The organism is Pseudomonas sp. REP124, from assembly GCF_020164475.1.
Taxonomy (GTDB): domain Bacteria; phylum Pseudomonadota; class Gammaproteobacteria; order Pseudomonadales; family Pseudomonadaceae; genus Aquipseudomonas.
The window spans coordinates 15,664-40,094 of the sequence record NZ_JAIQWX010000048.1 but is presented as its reverse complement, the minus strand read 5'-3'; the positions used below and the strand labels follow the sequence as shown (position 1 = coordinate 40,094).

Sequence of the window (24,431 nt, the reverse complement as noted above, 5' to 3'; positions counted from 1 at the left end):
CGAAGGCGTCAGTACCGACAAAACATTTTCAGGATATGAAACCGGATCTCAGCAGCCGCATAGCGCGCTATCGAGCACCTTGCGCAACTCCAGCGGATGATCAACCACCACATCCGCCCCCCAATGCCGCGGATTGTCATCCGGGTGGATATAGCCGAAGGTCACGGCGGCGGTCTTGGTCCCGGCATCGCGTCCCGACTCGATATCACGCAAATCATCGCCGATGAACAATACGCTGGCAGGGTCCAGATCAAGCATCTTGCAGGCAAGGATCAACGGCTCCGGATCCGGCTTGCTGTTCTTTACGTGATCCGGGCAGATCAGCAGCGCCGAACGCTCGGCCAGGCCGAGTTGCTGCATGATCGGCTCGGCGAAGCGCAGCGGCTTGTTGGTAACCACGCCCCAGATCAAGTTGGCCTTCTCGATGTCCGCCAGCAGTTCGCCCATGCCGTCGAACAGTTTGCTGTGAACTGCGCAACCCACCAGGTAGCGCTCGAGAAATTCCTGGCGCAGCTCCTCGAACCCCGGGGATTCAGGATCCATGGCGAAGGTCACGGCGACCATCGCCTTGGCGCCGCCGGAGATTTCATCCCGGATGTGCTTGTCATTGATCGGCGGCAGGCCGCGGTCGGCCAGCATCGCCTGACAGATCGCGATGAAGTCCGGCGCGGTGTCGAGCAGGGTGCCGTCCATGTCGAAAAGAACTGCTCTGATTGGCATCGGCTTATTCCTCGCGCAGGGTCTGGATCATGTAGTTGACGTCCACGTCGGCCGCCAGCTTGTAGTGCTTGGTCAACGGGTTGTAGGTCAGGCCGATGATGTCCTTGACGGTCAGGCCGGCCATGCGGCTCCAGGCGCCAAGCTCGGAAGGGCGGATGAATTTCTTGAAGTCGTGGGTGCCGCGAGGCAGCAGCTTCATGATGTATTCGGCGCCGACGATGGCGAACAGGTACGCCTTCGGGTTGCGGTTGATGGTGGAGAAGAACACCTGGCCGCCGGGCTTGACCATGCGGAAGCAGGCGCGGATCACCGACGATGGATCGGGAACGTGCTCGAGCATTTCCAGGCAGGTGACCACATCGAACTGCTCCGGCATTTCTTCGGCCAGGGCTTCGGCGGTGATCTGCCGGTATTCGACGCTCACCCCGGATTCCAGTTGATGCAGTTGCGCGACCGCCAGCGGCGCTTCGCCCATGTCGATGCCCATTACAGTGGCGCCGCGCTGGGCCATGGCTTCGCTGAGGATGCCGCCGCCGCAACCGACGTCGAGGACTTTCTTGCCCGCCAGGTTGACGCGCTCATCGATCCAGTTGACCCGCAGCGGATTGATGTCGTGCAGCGGTTTGAACTCGCTTTCCCGGTCCCACCAGCGATGGGCCAGGGCTTCGAACTTGGCGATTTCGGAGTAGTCGACGTTGCTCATGGTGTAGTCCTCGAAAAACTTGAAAAATCCTGATGCCCCGGTTTTCAGTCCGGGGGACTTACGATTCGGTGTGGCCGCTGATGCGCTCGCCCCAGCTCCTGGCTGTGGCGCAAAGCTGTTCTTCATCCAGGCGCGTCAGGCGACGGTCGTCGAGCAGTTGCTTGCCTGCGACCAAGACGTGTTTCACGCAATCGCGACCGGTGGCGTATATAAGCTGCGAAACCGGGTCGTAGACCGGTTGCTGGGCCAGCCCGGAGAGATCGAAGGCCACGATATCGGCCGCCTTGCCGACTTCCAGCGAGCCGACCTCGGCTTCAATCCCCAGCGCGCGGGCGCCGTTGAGGGTAGCCATGCGCAAGGCACGATGGGCATCCAGTGCGCTGGCCGAACCCGCGACGGCCTTGGCCAGCAGGGCGGCGGTGCGGGTTTCACCGAGCAGGTCCAGATCATTGTTGCTGGCGGCTCCGTCGGTACCCACGGCCACGTTGACACCGGCTTGCCACAGACGCTCCACCGGGCAGAAGCCGCTGGCCAGCTTCAGGTTCGATTCCGGGCAATGAATGATGCTGGTGTTGCTTTCTACCAGCAGCGCCAGGTCTTCATCGCTGATCTGGGTCATATGTACCGCCTGGAAGCGCGGCCCCAGCAAGCCCAGGCGCGCCAGGCGGGCCAGCGGACGTTCGCCGGTCTGTTCCACCGCCTGCTGCACCTCGAAAGCGGTTTCATGCACGTGCATGTGGATCGATGCGTCCAGCTCTTCGGCGATTACCCGGATTTTTTCCAGGTTTTGGTCGCCCACGGTGTAAGGCGCATGGGGGCCGAAGGTGATTTTGATGCGTTCGTGGTGCTTGAGATCGCCGAACAGCTCGACGCCCTGACGAATGGCTTCGTCCGCCGTGCTGGCGCCGGGAATCGGGAAATCGAGGATCGGGATCGCGATTTGCGCGCGAATGCCGCTGTTGTGCGCGCGTTCGCTGGCAACCTTCGGAAAGAAATACATGTCAGAAAAACAGGTGATGCCGCCTTTGATCTGCTCGGCGATCGCCAGATCCGTGCCGTCGCGCACGAAATCTTCGTCTACCCATTTAGCCTCGGCGGGCCAGATGTGGTTTTCCAGCCAGGTCATCAGCGGCAGATCGTCGGCCAGGCCGCGAAACAGAGTCATCGCCGCGTGCCCGTGGGCATTGATCAGGCCGGGACTGAGCAGCATGTCCGGCAGTTCGCGGATTTCGGTTGCGTTGAGTTTCGATGCGGCCGCGCGCGGGCCGATGAAGACGATGCGCCCGTCACGGATGCCCAGCGCGTGATCCTTGAGGACAACACCGGCGGGTTCGACGGGTACCAGCCAGGTCGGCAGCAACAGCAGGTCGAGCGCAGCAGCAGTGTTCGGCATCGAGGGGCGGTTCCAGTGCTTTTGTAAAAGGATGGCGAAGTATACCCGAGCGTCTTGGCTGGGGGATCGCTATAATCGGCGGCTTTTGTTCATGAGTGCGGGGTGTGGGATGCGCGATCGACTGTTGGCAGCGGAGAAGGTGAAAGCCATCGATTGGCGAGATGGCGCCCTGCATCTGCTGGATCAGCGTATTTTGCCGTTCGAGGAAACCTGGATCGCCTACACCAGCGCCGCTGGCGTGGCCGAGGCCATTCGCTCGATGGTCGTGCGCGGCGCGCCGGCGATTGGCGTCAGTGCCGCCTATGGAATCGTGCTCGCGGCCCGTGCCCGGATCGCTGAAGGCGGCGACTGGTACGCGGCGCTGGAGGAAGATTTCGCGCTGCTGGCCGATTCCCGTCCTACCGCCGTCAATCTGTTCTGGGCGCTCAATCGAATGCACGATCGCCTCGATCGCCTGAAAGAAAATGTCGATCCGCTGGCCGCGCTGGAAGCTGAGGCCATCGCCATTCATGAAAGTGATCGCGAAGCCAACCTGACCATGGCGCAACTGGGCGTGGATCTGATCCGCAAGCACCAGGGCAATGCCCAGACCATTCTGACTCACTGCAATACTGGAGCGCTGGCCACAGGCGGCTTCGGTACGGCGTTGGGCGTCATTCGTGCGGCGTTCATCGAAGGCATGGTCGAGCGCGTGTATGCCGGCGAAACCCGCCCGTGGCTGCAAGGCTCGCGTTTGACGGCCTGGGAGCTGGCGAACGAAGGCATCCCGGTGACGCTCAATGCCGACTCTGCTGCCGCGCACATCATGAGAACCAAGGGCATTACCTGGGTCATCGTGGGGGCCGACCGGATCACCGCCAATGGCGACGTGGCCAACAAGATCGGCACCTATCAGTTGGCGGTTAACGCGATGCACCATGGCGTGCGTTTCATGGTGGTGGCGCCGAGTTCGACCATCGATATGACCCTGGCCAGCGGCGACGACATCCCGCTCGAAGAGCGTGACGGTCGTGAATTGCTGGAGGTCGGTGGCCAGCGGTTGGGCGCGGACGTCGATGCATTCAACCCGGTGTTCGACGTGACGCCGGCGGATCTGATCGATGCCATCGTCACGGAAAAAGGCATCGTCGAGCGTCCGGATACAGCGAAAATGGCGCAGTTGATGTGCCGCAAGCGCCTGCATTGATGTAGTGATGAAGGGCAGCTAAGCCCAACACCTACCTGTGGCGAGGGGGCTTGCCCCCGCTGGGCTGCGAAGCGGCCCCAAAAAAGATGGGACTGCTGCGCAGTCCAACGGGGGCAAGCCCCCTCGCCACAACGCACTTTCCCGTTGTAACTACGCAAAATTCACTTGCAAATCCCGGGCTGCAACAGCTCTAAGCCCCTCAGATCCCCCTCAAGCCTGTCATCGGTCAACTAACTATGCTCCATGCGCATCTGGGGGATAGGTGCGTGGCGGCTCTTGTGATAACATCCGGCGGTTTCCAGGGTTGCCCGGCGTGGCGATCTTTACTACGCAGATCCAAGGCATAACTCTTTGATTTGTCGTAAGTCGGTGCATGGCATTCAGCCTGCAACGGCGAGCTTCGTTCTTCCCATATGGATGTGACGGAGTTTCACCAGAAAAAGGAATCAGGCTTCTCATGGGCGAACTGGCCAAAGAAATCCTCCCGGTCAATATCGAAGACGAGCTGAAGCAGTCCTACCTCGACTACGCGATGAGCGTAATTGTCGGTCGGGCACTGCCGGATGCGCGCGATGGCTTGAAGCCCGTGCACCGGCGCGTGCTGTTCGCGATGAGCGAGCTGGGTAACGACTTCAACAAGCCGTACAAGAAATCTGCCCGTGTTGTCGGTGACGTAATCGGTAAGTACCACCCGCACGGTGATACCGCGGTGTACGACACCATCGTTCGTATGGCGCAGCCGTTCTCGCTGCGTTACCTGCTGGTAGACGGTCAGGGCAACTTCGGTTCGGTGGACGGCGACAACGCCGCGGCCATGCGATACACCGAAGTGCGCATGACCAAGCTGGCGCACGAGCTGCTGGCTGACCTGCACAAGGAAACCGTGGACTGGGTGCCGAACTACGACGGCACCGAGCTGATCCCCGCGGTCATGCCGACCCGTATTCCCAACCTGTTGGTCAACGGCTCCAGCGGTATCGCCGTGGGCATGGCGACCAACATCCCGCCACACAACCTCGGTGAAGTCATCGACGGTTGCCTGGCGCTTATCGACAATCCCGAGCTGACTGTCGATGAGCTGATGCAATACATCCCCGGTCCGGACTTCCCGACCGCTGCGATCATCAACGGTCGCGCTGGCATCATCGAAGCCTACCGCACCGGTCGCGGCCGCATTTACATGCGCGCACGCTCGACCATCGAAGACATCGACAAGGTCGGTGGCCGTCAGCAGATCGTCATCACCGAACTCCCTTACCAGCTGAACAAGGCGCGTCTGATCGAGAAGATCGCCGAGCTGGTTAAAGAGAAGAAGCTGGAAGGCATCACCGAACTGCGCGACGAGTCCGACAAGGACGGTATGCGCGTGGTAATCGAACTGCGTCGCGGCGAAGTGCCTGAGGTCATCCTCAACAACCTCTACGCCCAGACCCAGCTGCAGAGCGTGTTCGGCATCAACATCGTTGCGCTGATCGACGGTCGTCCGCGGATCCTCAACCTCAAGGACCTGCTGGAAGCCTTCGTGCGTCACCGCCGCGAAGTCGTCACCCGCCGTACCGTGTTCGAACTGCGCAAGGCGCGCGAGCGTGGCCACATCCTGGAAGGCCAGGCGGTTGCCCTGTCGAACATCGACCCTGTGATCGCCCTGATCAAGGCCTCGCCAACCCCGTCGGAAGCCAAGGAAGCGCTGGTCAGCACGCCTTGGGAATCGACTGCGGTGGTGGCGATGGTGGAGCGTGCCGGTGCCGATTCGTGCCGTCCGGAAAACCTCGATCCGCAATACGGTCTGCGCGAAGGCAAGTACTTCCTGTCGCCAGAACAGGCGCAAGCCATTCTGGAACTGCGTCTGCACCGCCTGACCGGTCTGGAGCACGAGAAGCTGCTGGCCGAGTACCAGGAGATCCTCAACCAGATCGGCGAGCTGATCCGCATCCTCAACAGCGCCACGCGCCTGATGGAAGTGATCCGCGAAGAACTGGAAGTGATCCGCGCCGAATACGGCGATGTGCGTCGCACCGAGATTCTCGACGCGCGCCTCGACCTGACCCTGGGCGACATGATTCCGGAAGAAGAGCGTGTCGTGACCATTTCCCACGGCGGCTATGCCAAGACTCAGCCACTGGCTGCGTACCAGGCTCAGCGTCGCGGCGGTAAAGGCAAGTCGGCCACCGGCGTCAAGGATGAGGACTACATCGCTCATCTGCTGGTCGCCAACAGCCACACCACGCTGTTGCTGTTCTCCAGCAAGGGCAAGGTTTACTGGCTCAAGACCTACGAAATCCCGGAAGCGTCCCGTGCCGCCCGTGGTCGTCCGCTGGTCAACCTGCTGCCGCTGGATGACGGTGAATACATCACCACCATGCTGCCGGTCGAGGAATACACCGAAGGTCACTACATCTTCATGGCGACTGCCCTTGGCACCGTGAAGAAGACCCCGCTGGAATCCTTCAGCCGTCAGCGCAGCGTCGGTCTGATCGCGCTGGAACTGGACGAAGGCGACGTACTGATCTCCGCGGCCATCACCGATGGCGAGCGTGAAGTGATGCTGTTCTCCGACGGCGGCAAGGTTACCCGCTTCAAGGAATCCGACGTCCGCGCCATGGGCCGTACCGCTCGCGGTGTTCGCGGCATGCGTCTGCCGGAAGGCCAGAAGCTGATTTCCATGCTGATCCCGGAAGAAGGCAGCGAGATCCTCACCGCTTCCGAACGCGGCTACGGCAAGCGTACGGCGATCACCGAGTTCCCTGAGTACAAGCGTGGCGGTCAGGGCGTTATCGCCATGGTCAGCAACGAGCGTAACGGCCGTCTGGTCGGCGCAGTCCAGGTGCTCGACGGCGAGGAAATCATGCTGATTTCCGACCAGGGCACTCTGGTTCGTACTCGAGTCGACGAAGTTTCCAGTCTGGGTCGTAACACTCAGGGCGTGACCCTGATCAAACTGGCCAAGGATGAAACCCTGGTCGGCCTTGAGCGGGTACAGGAGCCGTCGGAAGTCGAGGGTGAAGAGTTTGAGGGTGAAGAGGGCGAGGTATTCGAGGGTGACGTCGTGATCGACGACGCCGTGGAAGACCAGCAACTCGACGCCGCCGCTGACGAAGAACCACAGGAATAAGCGTACATGCAGGGGGCGGATGAAAATTCGCCCCCTTGTTGTTTATCCCTTATGAAAAAATCGACACCACCACGATTCCCTGTGGGAGCGGGCTTGCTCGCGAAGACGGACTGACATTCTCCAGCGATGTCGCCTGATACACCGCTTTCGCGAGCAAGCCCGCTCCCACCTTGAATCGGCGTCGACTGAAATGTTTGCACGACCTACCAAATCAGAGCGAGATTGGATGTGAGCAAGAGAGCCTATAACTTCTGCGCGGGTCCCGCGGCACTTCCCGAAGCTGTCCTGCAGCGCGCCCAGAGTGAACTCCTTGACTGGCACGGCAAGGGCCTGTCGGTGATGGAAATGAGCCATCGCAGCGATGAGTTCGTGTCCATCGCCACCAAGGCCGAGCAGGACCTGCGTGATCTGCTGAATATCCCGTCGAACTACAAAGTGCTGTTCCTGCAAGGCGGCGCCAGCCAGCAGTTCGCCCAGATTCCTCTGAACCTGCTGCCGGAAAACGGCACGGCCGACTATATCGACACCGGTATCTGGTCGCAGAAAGCCATCGAAGAAGCCTCGCGCTACGGCCACGTCAATGTCGCCGCGACCGCCAAGCCTTACGACTATTTCGCCATTCCCGGTCAGAACGAGTGGAAGCTGTCCAAGGACGCGGCCTATGTTCACTACGCGCCGAACGAAACCATTGGCGGCCTGGAATTCCAGTGGATCCCGGAAACCGGCGACGTACCGCTGGTGGCTGACATGTCTTCCGACATCCTCTCGCGTCCGGTAGACGTCTCGCGCTTCGGCATGATCTACGCCGGTGCCCAGAAAAACATCGGCCCGAGCGGCATCGTCGTGAACATCATTCGCGAAGATCTGCTGGGCAAAGCCCGCTCCCTGTGCCCGACCATGCTCAACTACAAGGTCGCGGCTGACAACGGCTCGATGTACAACACTCCGCCAACCCTGGCCTGGTACCTGTCCGGTCTGGTGTTCGAGTGGCTGAAAGAGCAGGGCGGTGTCGAAGCCATTGCCAAGCTGAACGACGTGAAGCAGCGCACACTGTACGAATTCATCGACGCCAGCGGTCTGTACAGCAACCCGATCAACAAGTCGGACCGCTCGTGGATGAACGTGCCGTTCCGCCTGGCGGACGACCGTCTGGACAAGCCGTTCCTGGCCGGCGCCGACGAGCGTGGCCTGCTGAACCTCAAAGGCCACCGTTCCGTGGGCGGCATGCGCGCCTCCATCTATAACGCCGTCGACATCAACGCAATCAACGCGCTGGTGGCGTACATGGCAGAGTTCGAGAAGGAACATGGCTAATGTCTGAGCAAGAACTCAAGGCACTGCGCGTTCGCATTGATGCTCTGGACACCAAGGTCATGGAGTTGATCAGTGAGCGTGCGCGCTGCGCCCAGGAAGTCGCGCGGGTAAAGATGGCCTCTCTGGCCGAAGGCGAAGAGCCGGTGTTCTATCGTCCCGAGCGTGAGGCTCAGGTGCTCAAGCGTGTCATGGAGCGCAACCAGGGGCCGCTGGGCAACGAAGAGATGGCGCGGCTGTTCCGCGAAATCATGTCTTCCTGCCTCGCTCTCGAGCAGCCGCTGAAAGTGGCTTATCTCGGCCCTGAAGGCACGTTCACCCAGGCGGCAGCCATGAAGCACTTTGGCCACGCCGTGATCAGCAAGCCAATGGCGGCGATCGATGAGGTGTTCCGTGAAGTGGCAGCCGGTGCGGTGAATTTCGGCGTGGTCCCGGTGGAGAACTCCACCGAAGGCGCGGTCAACCACACCCTCGACAGCTTCCTGGAACACGACATGGTGATCTGCGGCGAAGTCGAGCTGCGGATTCACCATCACCTGTTGGTTGGCGAAAACACCAAGACCGACAGCATCAGCCGCATCTACTCCCACGCCCAGTCCCTGGCCCAGTGCCGCAAGTGGCTGGACGCCCATTACCCGAATGTCGAGCGCGTGGCGGTGTCCAGCAACGCCGAAGCGGCCAAGCGGGTCAAGGGTGAGTGGAACTCGGCGGCGATCGCGGGCGACATGGCGGCCGGCCTCTATGGCTTGACCCGACTCGCCGAGAAAATCGAGGACCGTCCGGACAACTCCACGCGGTTCCTGATGATCGGCAACCAGGAAGTGCCGCCGACCGGCGACGACAAGACCTCGATCATCGTATCGATGAGCAACAAGCCAGGTGCGCTCCACGAGCTGCTGGTGCCGTTCCACGACAACGGCATCGACCTGACGCGCATCGAGACCCGTCCGTCGCGCAGCGGTAAATGGACCTACGTGTTCTTCATCGATTTTGTCGGCCACCACCGCGATCCGCTGGTAAAAGGTGTGCTGGAAAAAATCAGTCAGGAAGCAGTGGCACTCAAAGTGCTGGGTTCCTACCCGAAAGCAGTTCTCTAAGGGGCGGTAGCAATGAGTGGCAATTTCCTCGCTCTGGCACAGCCGGGCGTGCAACAACTTTCGCCTTACGTTCCGGGCAAACCCGTGGACGAACTGGCTCGCGAGCTGAATCTCGACCCCGCCAGCATCATCAAGCTGGCGAGTAACGAAAACCCGTTGGGCGCCAGTCCCAAGGTTGTGGCAGCCGTCCGTGATGCGCTGGACGAACTGACTCGTTATCCGGACGGCAACGGCTTCGCGCTCAAATCGCTGCTGGCCGAACAGTGTCGCGTCGAAATCGATCAGGTGACTTTGGGCAACGGTTCCAATGACATCCTCGAACTGGTCGCGCGCGCCTATCTGGCCCCGGGCCTGAATGCGGTGTTCAGCGAGCACGCGTTCGCCGTCTATCCGATTGCCACCCAGGCGGTCGGCGCCCAGGCCAAGGTCGTTCCCGCCAAGGAATGGGGGCATGACCTGCCGGCCATGCTGGCGGCCATCGACGCCAACACCCGCGTAGTTTTCATTGCCAACCCGAACAACCCGACCGGGACCTGGTTCGACGCCCAGGCACTGGACGACTTCCTGCAAGACGTACCCGAGCACGTGCTGGTCGTGCTGGACGAGGCGTACATCGAGTACGCCGAAGGCAGTGATGACATGCCGGACGGCCTGGATTTCCTCGCCGCCTATCCGAACCTGCTGGTTTCCCGGACCTTCTCCAAGGCTTACGGCCTGGCGTCGTTGCGGGTCGGTTACGGCCTGTCCACTCCGGTGGTCGCCGACGTCCTGAACCGTGTACGCCAACCTTTCAACGTCAACAGCCTCGCCCTGGCCGCTGCTTGCGCGGCAGTGAAGGACGACGAGTACCTGGCTGAAAGCCGCCGCCTGAACGAAGCCGGCATGCAGCAACTGGAAGCGGGTTTCCGTGAGCTGGGCCTGAGCTGGATTCCGTCCCGCGGAAACTTCATCTGTGTCGATATTGGTCGCGAAGCCGCGCCTATCTTCCAGGGTCTGCTGCGCGAAGGCGTGATCGTGCGTCCGGTGGCCAACTACGGCATGCCGAACCATTTGCGCATCACCATCGGCTTGCCGGCGGAAAACAGCCGCTTCCTCGAGGCGCTGACCAAGGTTCTGGCCCGTGGTTGATGTCACTGCACTGCAATCTGCTGAGCCCATGATCGGTCGCCTGGTGGTGGTCGGTCTGGGATTGATCGGCGGTTCGTTTGCCAAGGGCTTGCGTGAGAGCGGCCTGTGCCGCGAAGTGGTGGGTGTCGATCTCGACCCGCAGTCGCGCAAGCTGGCGGTTGAGTTGGGTGTGGTGGATCGCTGCGAAGACGATCTGGTTGCCGCTTGTCAGGGCGCCGACGTCATTCAACTGGCTGTGCCGATCCTCGCCATGGAAAAAGTGCTCGCTCGACTGGCGAGCATGGATCTGGGCGGAGCGATTCTCACCGACGTCGGCAGCGCCAAAGGCAATGTCGTGCGCGCCGCCACCGAAGCGTTTGGCGGCATGCCGTCGCGTTTCGTGCCGGGTCACCCGATTGCCGGCTCCGAGCAGAGCGGGGTAGAAGCCTCCAACGCCGAGCTGTTCCGTCGTCACAAAGTGATTCTGACGCCGCTGGATCAGACCGATCCGGCAGCACTGGCGGTCGTAGATCGCCTGTGGCGCGAATTGGGCGCCGATGTCGAGCACATGCAGGTCGAGCGCCACGACGAAGTGCTGGCGGCGACCAGTCATCTGCCGCACCTGCTGGCGTTCGGTTTGGTCGACTCGTTGGCCAAGCGCAATGAAAACCTTGAGATCTTCCGTTACGCTGCGGGCGGTTTCCGCGATTTCACGAGAATCGCCGGAAGCGACCCGGTCATGTGGCACGACATCTTCCTCGCCAACCGCGAAGCTGTCCTGCGCACACTCGATACATTTCGCAGCGACCTCGACGCCTTGCGCGACGCGGTCGATGCAGGGGATGGGCACCAATTGTTGGGCGTTTTCACTCGCGCCCGGGTTGCCCGCGAGCATTTCAGTAAAATCCTGGCCCGCAGGGCCTATGTGGACGCTATGAATTCCAACGATCTGATTTTCCTGGCTCAACCTGGTGGCCGCCTGTCCGGTCGGATTCGCGTACCAGGTGACAAATCGATTTCCCACCGTTCGATCATGCTCGGTTCCCTCGCTGAAGGCGTCACCGAAGTCGAGGGTTTCCTCGAGGGCGAAGATGCCCTGGCCACCCTGCAGGCTTTCCGCGACATGGGTGTCGTGATCGAAGGCCCGCACCACGGTCGCGTGACCATTCACGGCGTCGGCCTGCACGGCCTGAAGCCGGCTCCTGGTCCGATCTACCTGGGCAACTCCGGCACGTCGATGCGTCTGCTGTCCGGCCTGCTGGCCGCGCAGAGCTTCGACAGCACCCTGACCGGTGACGCTTCGCTGTCCAAGCGCCCGATGAACCGCGTGGCCAATCCGCTGCGTGAAATGGGTGCCGTGATCGAAACCGCCGCTGAAGGTCGTCCACCGATGACCATTCGTGGTGGCAACAAGCTCAAGGGCTTGACCTACACCATGCCGATGGCCAGTGCCCAGGTGAAGTCCTGCCTGCTGCTGGCAGGTCTGTACGCCGATGGCAAGACCACCGTGACCGAGCCTGCGCCGACCCGTGACCATACCGAGCGCATGCTGCGTGGCTTCGGCTACCCGGTGACCGTCAACGGCGCGACCGCTTCCGTCGAATCCGGCAACAAACTGACCGCTACCCACATTGAAGTGCCGGGCGATATCTCGTCTTCGGCGTTCTTCCTGGTGGCTGCATCGATCGCCGAAGGTTCGGAACTGGTGCTGGAACACGTCGGCATCAACCCGACTCGTACCGGCGTCATCGACATCCTGCGTCTGATGGGCGCTGACATCACTCTGGAGAACCAGCGTGAAGTGGGCGGCGAGCCAGTAGCGGATCTGCGCGTACGCGCAGCTAAACTCAAAGGTATCGAGATTCCCGAAGAGCTGGTTCCGCTGGCGATCGACGAGTTCCCGGTGCTGTTCGTCGCGGCTGCCTGCGCTGAGGGTCGTACCATTCTGCGCGGCGCCGAAGAGCTGCGTGTCAAGGAATCGGACCGTATCCAGGTGATGGCCGACGGCCTGCTGGCGTTGGGCGTCAAGTGCGAGCCGACTCCGGACGGGATCATCATCGACGGCGGCCAGATTGGTGGCGGCGAAGTTCACGGTCACGGCGATCACCGGATCTCCATGGCGTTCAGCGTTGCCTCGCTGCGTGCTTCGGCGCCGATCCGCATCCATGACTGCGCCAACGTCGCGACCTCGTTCCCCAACTTCCTCGCGCTGTGCGCGCAGGTTGGCATCCGCGTTGCCCAAGAGGCTCAGTCGTGAAAAACATTGCACCGGTCATCACCATCGATGGGCCAAGCGGCTCCGGCAAGGGCACGGTAGCCGGGATTCTGGCCAAGCGTCTGGGCTGGAACCTGCTGGATTCCGGTGCGCTTTACCGCTTGCTGGCGTTCGCCGCGCAAAACCATGGCGTCGACCTGACCAACGAAGAGCTGCTGAAGAAACTTGCCGCTCATCTGGATGTGCAATTCATCGCGGCGACGGAAGGTCAGTTGCAGCGCATCATTCTGGAAGGTGACGAAGTCAGCGATGTGATCCGTACCGAGAGCATCGGTGCCGGTGCTTCCCAGGTGGCTGCATTGCCCGCCGTACGCGAGGCGCTGCTGCAGCGCCAGCGTGCATTCCAGGAGACTCCTGGTCTGGTGGCTGACGGTCGGGACATGGGAACGGTGGTTTTTCCTGACGCTCCGCTGAAGATTTTCCTCACCGCGAGTGCCGAGGAGCGGGCGCGCCGCCGATATTTGCAGTTGAAGGGCAAAGTCGAGGGTGTTAGTCTGTCGAGTCTGCTAGATGAGATACGTGCACGCGACGAGCGTGACACCCAGCGAGCGGTAGCCCCGCTCAAGCCGGCGGCTGACGCCATACAGCTGGATTCCACGGAATTATCCATCGATCAGGTGCTGGAACGCATCATGAGCGAGATCGCCATTCGCGATATCGCCGGGTGACCAAGAAGGCCGCAGGGGACCAGTCATAGTCCTGCAGCGCTTCTTTTAAATGAAACCAACCCACATCGTCTGGGATGTGGAGATGGGCGTATTTCTCGCCCTCATCAACAGGAATTAAAATGAGCGAAAGCTTTGCGGAACTCTTTGAAGAAAGCCTGAAAACCCTGAACCTTCAGGCAGGCTCCATCATCACCGGCGTCATCGTCGATATCGATTACCAGGCTCGCTGGGTAACCGTTCACGCTGGCCTGAAGTCTGAAGCACTCATCCCTCTTGAGCAGTTCTACACCGACGCTGGTGAGCTGAACATCAACGTTGGCGATGAAGTACACGTTGCTCTGGACTCGGTAGAAGATGGCTTCGGTGAGACCAAGCTGTCCCGTGAAAAAGCCAAGCGTGCTGAATGCTGGATCGTTCTGGAAGCAGCCTTCGCAGCCGAAGAAGTGGTCAAGGGCGTTATCAACGGTAAGGTTAAAGGCGGCTTCACTGTCGACGTTAACGGCATCCGTGCGTTCCTGCCAGGTTCTCTGGTTGACGTCCGTCCAGTGCGCGACACCACGCACCTGGAAGGCAAAGAGCTGGAATTCAAGGTCATCAAACTGGACCAGAAGCGCAACAACGTTGTCGTTTCCCGTCGCAGCGTCCTGGAAGCCGAGAACTCCGCCGAGCGTGAAGCTCTGCTGGAATCCCTGCAGGAAGGCCAGCAAGTCAAAGGTATCGTCAAGAACCTCACCGATTACGGCGCATTCGTTGATCTGGGTGGCGTCGATGGCCTGCTGCACATCACCGACATGGCCTGGAAGCGCATCAAGCATCCTTCCGAAATCGTCAACGTTGGCGACGAGATCGATGTCAAGGTTCTGAAGTACGATCGCGAGCGCAATCGTGTTTCCCTGGGCCTGAAGCAACTGGGCGAAGATCCATGGGTTGCTATCAAAGCCCGTTACCCAGAAAGCACTCGCGTAACCGCTCGTGTAACCAACCTGACCGACTACGGCTGCTTCGCTGAGCTGGAAGAAGGCGTTGAAGGTCTGGTTCACGTTTCCGAAATGGACTGGACCAACAAGAACATCCACCCTTCGAAAGTCGTACAAGTCGGCGACGAAGTGGAAGTCATGGTTCTGGACATCGACGAAGAGCGTCGTCGTATCTCCCTGGGCATCAAGCAGTGCAAGTCGAACCCATGGGAAGACTTCTCTGGCCAGTTCAACAAGGGCGACAAGATCTCCGGCACCATCAAGTCGATCACCGATTTCGGTATCTTCATTGGTCTGGACGGCGGCATCGACGGTCTGGTTCACCTGTCCGACATCTCCTGGAACGAAGTGGGCGAAGAAGCCGTACGTCGCTTCAAGAAGGGCGACGAGCTGGACACCGTCATCCTGTCGGTTGACCCAGAGCGCGAGCGCATCTCCCTGGGCATCAAGCAACTGGAAAGCGATCCGTTCTCCGAGTACGTTCAAGAGAACGACAAAGGCGCCATCGTTAAAGGCATCGTGAAGGAAGTTGACGCTAAAGGCGCCATCATCACTCTGGCCGACGATATCGAAGCAACTCTGAAAGCCTCCGAAATCAGCCGTGACCGCGTTGAAGACGCTCGTAACGTTCTGAAAGAAGGCGAAGAAGTAGAAGCCAAGATCATCAGCGTTGACCGCAAGAGCCGCGTAATCCAGCTGTCGATCAAGTCGAAAGACGTTGAAGACGAAAAAGAAGCCATCCAGAGCCTGCGCGACAAGCCAGTAGCTTCGGATGCTCCAGTAGCCACCACCCTGGGTGACCTGCTGCGTGCTGCACAAGCGGAAAAGCAGAACTAAGTTCTGACTTTCTGTAAAAAAGGGCGACTTCGGTCGCCCTTTTTTGTGCCCAAAATTCAACCTCACTCCAACCCCCCTGTAGGAACTGCCGAATCCTGCGATCTTTTGCCTTTGCTTTTATCAATCCCGTTCCCCGAACCATCCCCACTCCAACGCTGTCTTTTTCTTTAGAAGGATCAATTGCTTATTTGCAGCTAAGCTAACTCCCAAGCGAACGACGCTCGGCCAGCGCAGCCGGCATAAGGAAGTGAATGAACAAACTCATCGGCGCACTAGCAGTCGTGGTGGCTCTAGCAGGCTGTACCACGAACGCCAAGACGCACGCAGTGCGTGGTGTGAGCGGTATCGAAGTCGATTGCTCTGGAATGGGTTCCAGTTGGGAGAAGTGCAAGAAGCGGGCGGCGAAGGAGTGCAAAGGGGCAGGCTACAAAACCATCGTCAGATCCGACGACGCCAAGGAAGAAGACTATTTCCCGTTCGGCTTCAACCCGGCCGGCTATTTTACTCGCACCATGCTGGTCATTTGCCGATAGGAGTGCAGGCAGCTAACAGGCGATGGATGATTGAAGAGCCGCGCATTACGCGGTTTGCAGGGGGGGGTCAAAACTCATACTGTTCAAATCCATCCGGGCATGCTAAAACCGTCGGAGCGATTTTCCTAGCTGCTTGAAAAAGAAGGGAAAAATATGACGAAGTCGGAGTTGATCGAACGAATTGTCACCCATCAAGGGCTGCTCTCATCAAAGGATGTGGAGCTGGCCATCAAGACCATGCTTGAGCAAATGTCCCAATGCCTTGCCACCGGGGATCGGATTGAGATTCGGGGGTTTGGTAGCTTTTCCTTGCACTATCGCGCGCCCCGGGTAGGACGTAATCCTAAGACCGGTCAGTCAGTCAGCCTCGATGGTAAGTTTGTTCCTCATTTCAAGCCTGGAAAGGAGTTACGAGATAGGGTGAATGAGGATGAAGAAAGTGATATCTGAGTTACGTTGAGGGCATTCTGATGAATAAGCTACGGCGCTGGTTTTTTCTATTAATACTGTTGCTGGCGAGTGCAGCGCTTATTGTTTTTGTGCTTGAGAATCAACAATCTGTCAAAATCAGTTTCTTCGGGTTCTCTAGTGGTGAGGCTCCCGCATCTTTATGCTTGGTCATAGCGCTTTTGGTCGGAATGGCGATAGGTCCAGTTGTTTCTTTCATGTTGAAATATGCACGTAATCATGATGTAAAAATCTAAATGCCTAGTTGGTTTGTGGCGCATTAATCTTTTGAGAATGGATTATCGTAAACATATGCAAGATATTAGCACTAGTAGCCAAGGCTTAAATGAATTGGATTTATATGATTTTATAAAAGGGATTTGGGCGCAGCGCTGGTTGATCTGTCTGGTTGCTGGTTTAGTAGTGGCTGTGGCAAGTCTTTATGCGTTTTTGAGCCCTCCAGTTTATGAAGCGCGAGCTTACGTTTCACCTCCAAATCAAAGTGATATTGAGAATCTGAACTTAGGGCGTACGAAAAAATCAGAGTTAAAGCCTTATTTGGTAAAAGATGTATATGATGTCTTTATTAAGAATCTTCAGTCGGAAACTTTAAAGCGTGATTTTTTTAAGAGTGTTTATCTGCCCTCGCTGAAAGAATCTGATCGAGAGAAATCACGGGACGTTTTGTATCGCCAATTCCTGAAGGATTTAACGATCATTCAGCCCGTTAAAGAGTTTCCGAATCGATTCTCAATATTGGCATTAAGCGGTGATTCTGCGGTTTCAGTAGACTGGTTGAATAAATATATAAATAGCGCTGGCGAAATGTCAAAAAATGAACTTATAAATAATTATGATAAAGAAGTGGAGATGCGAGCGCGGAGTGTTGGTGCACTAATTCAGACTTCAAGAGAAAATGCTGCAAATAAACGAAAAGATACACTCGTACAATTACGTGAAGCTGAGCAAGTCGCCGATGCTATTGGTCTGGAGAAGCAGTTGACTGTACTGGGGAGTGCGCCCAGAGATATATCTGGCGAGGATGATCCTCGATTGATTTATTTGCGGGGAACAAAGGCTTTGGCTGCGGAGGCAAAGGTTCTCGAAACGAGAGGTTCAGATGATCCCTATATTGTAGATTTGCGGAAACTTCAAGGCGAATACGATTTTTATAAAAGCTTGAGAGTAAAATCTGAAGATATTGCTGTGTATCAACTTGATGGCGCGATTCAACCTCCCGATGCGCCAGTCAAGCCAAGAAAAGCATTGATTCTCGTTCTAGGTGCCGTCTTGGGATTGGGCCTGGGCGTAATTGCGGGGCTTATTCGTCAGTTTTGGATGCGAAATGCACTCCGCCATGCTTAAGTTGTTGCCTAAGGCAACAGAAAATATGGTATCTGTGTAGTTGTGTTTGTAGGTAAATTGCTCGCTAGTACCATTAGCGGGCAATTTCCGTTTCTGCGGTTTAGGGTGCTCGTATAAGAGTCTGGAACGCAGATTTTGACCTTTTTGCTCCGAGCAAGCTTAAGGGGAGTTTCGTAGCTATAAGGGTGAGTATTCGGATAGAGAGCAGCCCTTGAGTGCTCATCTTGGATTGTGTGTAGCGAACACGAAATCCACGATCAATAATGCTTATTGAACAAGGATCTGCACTAACTGATTTGCTCCAGTGGTCGTATAATCCACGGTTTGAGCGCCCAGATCTCGCTTCAGCATGCATAATACAGCTGTGCCAGTAGTGGGCTTAGCCGCCAGCCCTGAGGGGGTTGTGAAGCCTAAATCTGCGGGCTACAGCCTGGAACGACCGCACCTTAGTGATTGAATCAAACTCCGGTTCGATGAGTCTTAGGGCGTTAGGTAGGCATCAAAGATGGAATATGGATATGAACATTCGCAGTGCCAAAAATCACTCCAATTCTCCTTCGCTGGGGAATGGCATCTCGGTACCGGGCAATTCTAGGAGGGATACCGCGCTGTGGAGAATCTGATTCGACAAAATATTGTCTCCGCTCGCTCAGTTTGTCAGTGGGGCCGTGGTATGCGCGGTCGCTACGATCTTACGCAAGAGTCGCTGCGCATCGGCTGTCGAGTCGTTTTTTTCCATGCTAATGGAGTTTGGTCGTCGTTGTGCTCTTTCCCTTGCGTAGCCCGTCGTAAGGAGGGGCGTGTCAAGCCATTGTCTATATTTCCAAGCATCGTCGCGCAATTTCAAGATAGCGGGTCAGCATTTCCCTGTGCGCCTCCCTGAGCATTCGGAGGTAGAGTAAAATTCTTTAATGAGGAATTTACATAGCTGAGCGCCGTTTTTTTGACTAGACGACGAGAGGTGAAGAACCGCTCATCTGATTGTTTAAACTGTCATTAGCAGACGGGCCTGCCATTGGGGAGGTTTTGAGCGCTCTGAGCCCTAGGTGGGAGACGCTCTTGACATCGCTGAACTGTTTTGATTTTCAACGGAAAATCTTGGAGTGCTAGCGTGCCTTTAACACTGATATTTCACTTGGCTTGAATGTGAGTCCATTAGAAATATCAAATTTTTATCGCTCATCAGCCTGAGCCGGAGCAAGATTGATGTCCCAGCAAATAAAGAACAGTATCTCCAAATTTAAGAGCAAGGAAGCCTTGATCGGTATCGTCGGTCTGGGATATGTCGGGTTGCCGTTGATGCTGCGGTACAATGCCATTGGTTTTCGTGTATTAGGGATCGATATCGATGAACAAAAAGTTGAGAAGTTGAATGCCGGTGAAAGTTATATTGAACACATCCCTGGAGTAAAAATTCAGCAAGCACGAACCTCGGGTTTCGAAGCAACCACAGATTTTAGCCGTGCGTTGGAATGTGATGCTCTGATCTTGTGCGTGCCGACACCGCTGAATAAGTATCGCGAACCCGATATGAGCTTTGTGATTAATACGACCGATGCGCTCAAGCCGTACTTGAGAGCAGGACAAGTCGTCTCTTTAGAAAGCACCACATATCCGGGTACCACAGAAGAAGAACTGTTACCCCGTGTACAAGAAGGTGGCTTGATCGTAGGTGAAGATATTTTTCTCGTGTATTCACCCGAGCGCGAAGACCCAGGTAATCCAAGTTTCGAAACACGCACCATTCCCAAGATCATCGGTGGTGACACTGCAGCCTGCCTCGAGGTAGGCATAGCGCTTTATGAGCAAGCTATTGATCAAGTTGTTCCAGTAAGCTCGACTAAGGCAGCTGAAATGACCAAGCTGCTCGAAAACATTCACCGCGCCGTAAATATTGGTTTGGTCAACGAAATGAAAATTGTCGCGGATCGTATGGGCATCGATATTTTCGAAGTAGTTGACGCCGCAGCGACTAAACCTTTCGGATTTACCGCTTACTACCCAGGTCCAGGACTCGGCGGGCACTGCATTCCAATCGATCCATTCTATCTCACATGGAAAGCGCGCGAGTATGGGCTTCACACCAGATTTATCGAACTATCAGGTGAAGTAAACCAAGCGATGCCTGATTATGTCTTAAGCAAGTTGATTGACGGCTTGAATGATGCCGGTAAAGCGTTGAAGGGTAGTAAAGTATTGGTCCTCGGCATCGCGTATAAGAAAAACGTAGACGATATGCGTGAGTCGCCTTCAGTAGAAATCATGGAGTTGATTGAAAGCAAAGGCGGCACGGTGGCCTACAGTGATCCCCATGTACTGGTGTTTCCAAAAATGCGGGAACATCATTTTAATTTGAATAGTGAACCGCTGACGGTAGAAACACTGGCAGAATTTGACGCTGTGGTGTTAGCAACTGACCACGATAAGTTTGACTATGATCTCATCAAGCAGCACTCTAAGTTGATCATTGATAGTCGTGGCAAATACAGAGTCCCGGCGAAAAATATCATTAAAGCTTGAATGTTATAGGTTAGCGTTTAATCGGATAATGGCTTAGGCCATAGAAGAGGTAAAATGAAAAACTTTGCTCTAATCGGTGCTGCTGGTTACATTGCTCCCCGGCACATGCGTGCAATTAAAGACACCGGTAACGTTTTAGTTTCTGCCTACGATATAAATGATTCCGTTGGTATCATAGACAGCATTTCCCCGCAAAGTGAATTTTTTACTCAGTTTGAGCGATTTATTGAGCATGCCCATCAGCTTAAACGGGATCCCGGTACTGAACTTGACTACGTAGCGGTGTGTTCACCTAACTATCTTCACCACTCGCACATTGCTGCTGGATTGCGACTCGGCTGCGATGTCATTTGTGAAAAACCTCTTGTCCCTACGCCTGAAATCCTGGATGAACTCGCATTAGTTGAAAAGGAAACAGGAAAGCGCGTATACAATATTTTGCAGTTGCGTCACCATAAAGCGATTCTGGATCTCAAAGCCAAAGTTGCAAATGAAAATGCAAACGAAAAGTACGATGTTGAGCTCACCTATATTACCTCACGCGGTAATTGGTACATGGAGAGTTGGAAAGGCGACCCGCGCAAGTCCTTTGGGTTAGCAACAAATATCGGTGTGCATTTTTACGATATGCTGCATTTTATATTTGGCAAACTGCAGCGTAATGTCGTTCATTTTGCATCCGAACACCGCGCTGCTGGATATCTTGAGTATGAAAAAGCCCGTGTGCGTTGGTTTCTGTCGATCGACGCGAATGATCTCCCAGAGTCCGTAAAAGGCAAGAAGCCGACCTACCGCTCTATCACTGTCAACGGTGAGGAAATTGAATTTTCGGAAGGTTTCACGGACTTGCATACCGTTAGTTACCAAGAAATATTGAATGGGCGCGGGTACGGCATTGAAGATGCGCGCCATTGCGTTGAAACCGTGAATACCATCCGTTCGAGCAAGGTCGTAGTACCCTCTGCCGGGGAAGGTCATCCATTTCTGCAAAGCCTCTAATGCGAAACTGGCCCATCTTATCGGTGGGCCTTCGCCGAAAATTAATATTTATAATGGCAGATACAGGAGTGTGAAGTGAATTACTCGGCTCATAGCAGCGCGATAATCGATGATGGAGCGGTCATCGGTGAAGGCTCTCGTGTCTGGCATTTTGTTCACGTATGTAGCGGCGCACGTATCGGCAGTGGTGTGTCTCTGGGCCAAAACGTGTTCGTGGGCAATAAAGTTGTAATTGGTGATTTTTGTAAAATACAAAATAACGTATCTGTATACGACAACGTGACACTCGAAGACGGCGTGTTTTGCGGCCCAAGTATGGTGTTCACGAATGTCTATAATCCGCGCTCGCTAATAGAGCGTAAAGACCAGTACCGAAATACTTTGGTCAAAAAAGGCGCTACGTTAGGCGCAAATTGCACAATCGTCTGTGGTGTCGTAATCGGAAAATTTGCGTTTATTGGGGCCGGAGCTGTCATCAATCGTGACGTGCCAGCATATGCATTGATGGTTGGGGTGCCTGCCCGACAAATTGGCTGGATGAGCGAATTTGGCGAGCAGTTGAAACTTCCTGTCATAGGTTCAGGAAAAGTAAAGTGTGAGCACAGTGGCGCATATTATGTGCTTAACGAAAATGTTATCACCAAAATTGATGCGTGAATCCAATGCTCGAATTTATTGATCTAAAGTACCAACAAGCTAGAATTAAAACCCAACTGGACGCTGCCATTCAGAAGGTATTGATGCACGGTCAGTATATCTTGGGGCCAGAAGTTTCTGAGTTGGAAGAGAAACTTGCAGATAGAGTCGGTGCGAAATTTTGCATTACTTGTGCTAATGGAACAGATGCTCTTCAGATTGCCTTAATGGCGTTGAATATTGGGCCAGGTGACGAAGTGATCACCCCCGGCTTTAGCTACATTGCGACAGCTGAAGCAGCCGCCCTGCTAGGGGCGAAAGTCGTCTATGTCGATGTAGATCCATTTACCTATAACCTTGATCCAAAGAACCTTGAGTCTGCAATAACGCCGAATACAAAAGCGATTATTCCAGTTTCGTTGTACGGTCAATGTGCTGACTTTGATGAAATTAATGCAATTGCAGAGAAGCACGGAATCCCGGTCATTGAAGATGCGGCGCAAAGTTTTGGTGCTACGTATAAAAATAGAAAGTCCTGCGGGTTAACCACAATTGCATGCTCAAGCTTTTTCCCAAGTAAACCGCTAGGTTGCTATGGTGATGGCGGTGTGATGTTTACCGACAATGAAAGTATCGCTGTCGTGTTACGTCAAATCGCGCGTCATGGTCAAGATCGCCGCTATCATCACGTCAGGGTCGGGGTGAACAGCCGCATAGATACACTGCAAGCCGCAATTTTGCTCGAGAAGTTAACCATATTTGATGAGGAAGTAGAACTGCGGCAGTCGGTTGCCAAACGCTATGATGCCCTTTTGTCCGAAGCGGGTGTTAAATCTATACCCTTCATTCATCCTGATAATAAGAGTGTTTTTGCCCAATATACAATTCGCGTGGAGCAGCGTGATAGTTTGCAGAAAACACTCTCAAATTTTGGTGTTCCTACCGTTGTGCATTACCCCATTCCATTGAATAAGCAGCCGGCAGTAGCCGATCATTCTGTTTCGTTGCCTATCGGAGATGAAGTGGCGCGTACGGTGTTGAGTTTGCCGATGCATCCGTATCTTCGCGAAGCTGATCAGTCAAAAATTGTTCAATTTCTAAAACAAGCACTTATTGCTTAAACTTATTGGCAATAGTTGATCAGTGCATGGCGATTTTTTTTGAGTATTGAGTGTGGTGATGCGATTCTGGAAAAAGATGGAGAGGTATAAAGCGAGTGATTTTGTCAGGGCCGTAAGCGTGCTGATTGGCGGTACAGCTGTGGCCCAGATAATAATGCTTTGTGTACTTCCGTTACTGACTAGGCTTTACACACCAGAAGATTTCAGCGTCTTATCGGTGTACTTGGCATTGCTAAGCGTCATTTCTGTTGCGGCAACACTAAGATTTGAATTGGCCATTCCGATCCCTGAGGATGATGTTGACGCGATAAATGTACTTTTTTTAGCCATAGTATCGTCGGCACTTAGTGGTACGCTCATTGCGTTAGTGGTGTATTTTTTTTCCGAGTATCTCTCACTATTGTTTGGCCGGCCAAATCTTCAATACTATCTGTGGGTCTTGCCTGTCGGAATTTTTTTTTCCGGTAGCTACAGCGCATTGCAATTTTGGACTGGCCGAAAGAAAAGGTTTTCAGATATAGCAAAAACTAAAGTGCAACAAGCCTTCGGCGCAGCGTCAGTTCAAATTCTATATGGTTTTTTTGCAAGCACCCCGTTGGGTCTCATTCTTGGGCAAACGATAAATAATGGGGCTGGTGCGGTCGGGTTAGCAAAAAAGAGCTATTTTTTGGATAAAAGCTCATTAAGTGGCGTTGAGCTCCACAAAATGAGGAGGCTCTTCAAGAAGTACGATCGATTTCCAAAGTACTCTATGCTCGAAGGGCTTGCGAATAACGCCGCAATTCAAGTCCCCGTAATTCTTATCGCGAGCCTGGCTGCGGGCCCGGAGGCTGGATACCTTCTTTTGGCCATGCAACTCATGCAGGCTCCAATAGGCCTTGTTGGAGGAGCAGTCTCCCAAGTTTATCTATCTAAAGCTCCAGAGATGCAACGAGCAGGTCAGCTTTCCAACTTTACATTAGATACACTTTTAGGCTTAGTCAAAGTGGGTATTATTCCACTGGTTGCAGCAGGTGCAATGGCACCATTCGTATTCCCGATTATCTTTGGAGAGCAATGGCAGCGGGCGGGGGTAATTATCTTGTACATGGTTCCCTGGATTGCTATGCAATTGCTGGCTTCTCCAATCTCCATGGCTCTCCATATCACCAATAATCAACCGATCGCGATGTATTTGCAATTTTGTGGTCTATTGCTACGAGTTGGAACTGTCGCGATTACCGCATTGTGGATTCCAAGCAAGCTAACTGAGGTTTACGCGGTCACGGGTTTTGTTTTCTACACTGTTTACTTGATAATTGTAATGAATGTGACGCAAGTGAGAATTTGGGATTTTCTTTGTAGAGTAAAATACATTATTGGCGTTGCAGTTGCGTTGTTTTTAGCAGCTATTATGTATGTCGCGCGTCTGCGCTTTATTTGAT

The 24,431-nt window shown here is 55.2% G+C and carries 20 protein-coding genes; 17 read left to right on the top strand and 3 right to left on the bottom strand.

All coding sequences use genetic code 11. The features are described 5' to 3' along the window. Positions 1-48: 48 nt before the first annotated feature. The 3 genes from mupP to K9857_RS14055 are packed head-to-tail and all read right to left on the bottom strand — an operon-like array spanning position 49 to position 2,816. Positions 49-720, bottom strand: a complete 672-nt coding sequence (gene mupP, locus K9857_RS14065; RefSeq protein ID WP_224536706.1) for an N-acetylmuramic acid 6-phosphate phosphatase MupP — start codon at positions 718-720, stop codon at positions 49-51. Between the two features lie 4 nt (positions 721-724). Continuing rightward, positions 725-1,423 (bottom strand): bifunctional 2-polyprenyl-6-hydroxyphenol methylase/3-demethylubiquinol 3-O-methyltransferase UbiG, encoded by a 699-nt coding sequence (gene ubiG, locus K9857_RS14060; protein WP_224536703.1) that lies wholly within the window; start codon positions 1,421-1,423, stop codon positions 725-727. A 58-nt stretch (positions 1,424-1,481) separates the two neighbouring features. After that, positions 1,482-2,816, bottom strand: a complete 1,335-nt coding sequence (locus tag K9857_RS14055; RefSeq protein ID WP_224536702.1) for a TRZ/ATZ family hydrolase — start codon at positions 2,814-2,816, stop codon at positions 1,482-1,484. A 109-nt stretch (positions 2,817-2,925) separates the two neighbouring features. Here K9857_RS14055 and mtnA point away from each other — a divergent pair, with 109 nt between their 5' ends. The 17 genes from mtnA to K9857_RS13970 all read left to right on the top strand — a co-directional run bounded on the left by mtnA (position 2,926) and on the right by K9857_RS13970 (position 24,430). Further along, positions 2,926-4,002 carry an S-methyl-5-thioribose-1-phosphate isomerase gene (mtnA, locus tag K9857_RS14050; RefSeq protein ID WP_224536700.1) on the top strand — a complete coding sequence of 359 codons (1,077 nt, stop codon included), beginning with the start codon at positions 2,926-2,928 and terminating at the stop codon, positions 4,000-4,002. Positions 4,003-4,459: 457 nt separating this feature from the next. Next, the gene (gene gyrA, locus K9857_RS14045) at positions 4,460-7,114 is read left to right on the top strand and encodes a DNA gyrase subunit A (protein ID WP_224536699.1); all 2,655 of its coding nucleotides are present in this window, start codon (positions 4,460-4,462) and stop codon (positions 7,112-7,114) included. A gap of 228 nt (positions 7,115-7,342) precedes the next feature. Further along, positions 7,343-8,428 (top strand): 3-phosphoserine/phosphohydroxythreonine transaminase, encoded by a 1,086-nt coding sequence (gene serC / locus K9857_RS14040; RefSeq protein ID WP_224536696.1) that lies wholly within the window; start codon positions 7,343-7,345, stop codon positions 8,426-8,428. Beyond that, a complete protein-coding gene (gene pheA, locus K9857_RS14035; protein WP_224536694.1) occupies positions 8,428-9,522 on the top strand; it encodes a prephenate dehydratase in 1,095 nt (364 codons plus the stop codon). Before serC ends, pheA begins: the two co-directional genes overlap by 1 nt. Positions 9,523-9,534: 12 nt before the next feature. Continuing rightward, positions 9,535-10,650: a histidinol-phosphate transaminase gene (hisC, locus tag K9857_RS14030; RefSeq protein ID WP_224536691.1), complete on the top strand. Its 1,116-nt coding sequence runs from the start codon at positions 9,535-9,537 to the stop codon at positions 10,648-10,650. Positions 10,651-10,678: 28 nt separating this feature from the next. Further along, positions 10,679-12,886: a bifunctional prephenate dehydrogenase/3-phosphoshikimate 1-carboxyvinyltransferase gene (locus K9857_RS14025; protein ID WP_263487867.1), complete on the top strand. Its 2,208-nt coding sequence runs from the start codon at positions 10,679-10,681 to the stop codon at positions 12,884-12,886. Next, a complete protein-coding gene (gene cmk, locus K9857_RS14020; protein ID WP_224536687.1) occupies positions 12,883-13,572 on the top strand; it encodes a (d)CMP kinase in 690 nt (229 codons plus the stop codon). Before K9857_RS14025 ends, cmk begins: the two co-directional genes overlap by 4 nt. A 119-nt stretch (positions 13,573-13,691) precedes the next feature. Then, the gene (gene rpsA, locus K9857_RS14015; RefSeq protein ID WP_224536686.1) at positions 13,692-15,386 is read left to right on the top strand and encodes a 30S ribosomal protein S1; all 1,695 of its coding nucleotides are present in this window, start codon (positions 13,692-13,694) and stop codon (positions 15,384-15,386) included. 251 nt (positions 15,387-15,637) lie between these two features. Then, complete coding sequence (locus K9857_RS14010) at positions 15,638-15,919, top strand: hypothetical protein (protein WP_224536684.1); 282 nt, start codon at positions 15,638-15,640, stop codon at positions 15,917-15,919. Positions 15,920-16,072: 153 nt separating this feature from the next. After that, positions 16,073-16,369, top strand: a complete 297-nt coding sequence (ihfB, locus tag K9857_RS14005) for an integration host factor subunit beta (protein ID WP_224536681.1) — start codon at positions 16,073-16,075, stop codon at positions 16,367-16,369. A 20-nt stretch (positions 16,370-16,389) separates the two neighbouring features. After that, positions 16,390-16,623, top strand: coding sequence for a LapA family protein (locus tag K9857_RS14000; protein ID WP_224536679.1), 234 nt, complete (start codon positions 16,390-16,392; stop codon positions 16,621-16,623). Between the two features lie 55 nt (positions 16,624-16,678). After that, complete coding sequence (locus K9857_RS13995) at positions 16,679-17,731, top strand: LPS O-antigen chain length determinant protein WzzB (RefSeq protein WP_224536678.1); 1,053 nt, start codon at positions 16,679-16,681, stop codon at positions 17,729-17,731. 1,206 nt (positions 17,732-18,937) lie between these two features. Further along, entirely contained in the window at positions 18,938-20,251 is a 1,314-nt protein-coding gene (gene wbpA, locus K9857_RS13990; protein ID WP_224536676.1) for a UDP-N-acetyl-D-glucosamine 6-dehydrogenase, read from the top strand. A gap of 54 nt (positions 20,252-20,305) precedes the next feature. Then, positions 20,306-21,250: a UDP-N-acetyl-2-amino-2-deoxy-D-glucuronate oxidase gene (gene wbpB / locus K9857_RS13985; RefSeq protein ID WP_224536674.1), complete on the top strand. Its 945-nt coding sequence runs from the start codon at positions 20,306-20,308 to the stop codon at positions 21,248-21,250. Between the two features lie 75 nt (positions 21,251-21,325). Then, positions 21,326-21,907, top strand: coding sequence for a UDP-2-acetamido-3-amino-2,3-dideoxy-D-glucuronate N-acetyltransferase (wbpD, locus tag K9857_RS13980; RefSeq protein ID WP_224536672.1), 582 nt, complete (start codon positions 21,326-21,328; stop codon positions 21,905-21,907). A gap of 5 nt (positions 21,908-21,912) precedes the next feature. Beyond that, positions 21,913-23,007: a DegT/DnrJ/EryC1/StrS family aminotransferase gene (locus K9857_RS13975; RefSeq protein ID WP_224536670.1), complete on the top strand. Its 1,095-nt coding sequence runs from the start codon at positions 21,913-21,915 to the stop codon at positions 23,005-23,007. A 58-nt stretch (positions 23,008-23,065) separates the two neighbouring features. Beyond that, the gene (locus tag K9857_RS13970) at positions 23,066-24,430 is read left to right on the top strand and encodes an oligosaccharide flippase family protein (RefSeq protein ID WP_224536669.1); all 1,365 of its coding nucleotides are present in this window, start codon (positions 23,066-23,068) and stop codon (positions 24,428-24,430) included. The last annotated feature ends 1 nt before the right edge of the window (position 24,431 follow it).